The sequence below is a fragment of the Halorubrum sp. AD140 genome (genome assembly GCF_034497445.1).
GTDB lineage: Archaea > Halobacteriota > Halobacteria > Halobacteriales > Haloferacaceae > Halorubrum.
Genome location: NZ_JAXRUU010000346.1, coordinates 1 through 1,025, shown reverse-complemented (window position 1 = coordinate 1,025; position 1,025 = coordinate 1). Strand labels below are relative to the sequence as shown.

General features: G+C 43.0%; 1 protein-coding gene. It reads right to left on the bottom strand.

Translation table 11 applies throughout. The features are described 5' to 3' along the window. A partial coding sequence (locus tag U4E84_RS18750) for a hypothetical protein (RefSeq protein WP_322533555.1) occupies positions 1 to 883 on the bottom strand: 883 nt, incomplete at its 3' end. Between the last annotated feature and the right edge of the window lie 142 nt (positions 884 to 1,025).

The window sequence follows — 1,025 nt, the reverse complement described above, 5'->3', positions numbered from 1 at the left end:
TGTATGAGATATTACCAAACTCTACACCGGCATTTACTATCCGGCCCTCATCCGCTGACAACGCTGAGTAGGTCATATTAGCGGGGAGGTGATCCCCGGTTCGGTAGTGTGAGGTTCCAGAAGTAGAGTTTGGAATAAGATACCCCTTAACATCACCCCCAGGATAGGATGTACCAACAGAAACAGTCTGTTTTGTCTTGAGAACTCTTTTGCGAATCCCACTGACACCGACTATTTCATTATTATTTCCACGTACAATAAACAAAGTTGAGTTTGTATTGCCGCTGAGATCGTCAATTGTAATACCAATAGTTGTGCGGGTATCTCGATGTAATTGAGGAGACCCTGTAGCTTGGTCGTGAATTTCAATCGTCCCGTCTATTATTTCGAATGAATTTGTATCTCTTACTTCTACTACTTCTGTATAAGAAGAATCAATATCATTTGTAACGCTAACGTCATACTTTATGTTTGTAGATTTATTTGCTTTGCTCGTGTTAATTCCAGATATTTGAGCAGAGTCAATCTGTAATGAGCGGCTTGATTTGTTCGGACGAATAGTTGCTGTTAGAATCGTCTCATCCTCAGACTTCAATTTTGTAGTATTAATTACAGAACCATTTTGAATATCTTCAATTGACATTGAAGCCGATGTTGTGTTGATCCCGCTTGACTCAATACTAGCTAAATCCACATACAGTCTAATCTTACTGTCATTATCTGTTTGATTTGAGAAAAATATCTCTATATCGCTGATATTTTGGTGAGATTGTCCTATCTGAATGGGCTCTGGACTGCCAGTTTCAGTCAAATTAGGTTTATGATCATTAGTTTGAGCTCCGACTGTACTCACGCCCAATAATAAAACAACAGCACCGATCACGACACAGACCACGATGCCCCCCCACAACCATCGAAACGATCGCGTCCAGATCATAGCGAACGGGCCACGGATGCCAAGCGATCGCTCTCGGGGTGGCGCGGCGTTGGTAGTCGGCCAGGCCCCGCGAAGCGGCTCTTGTCCC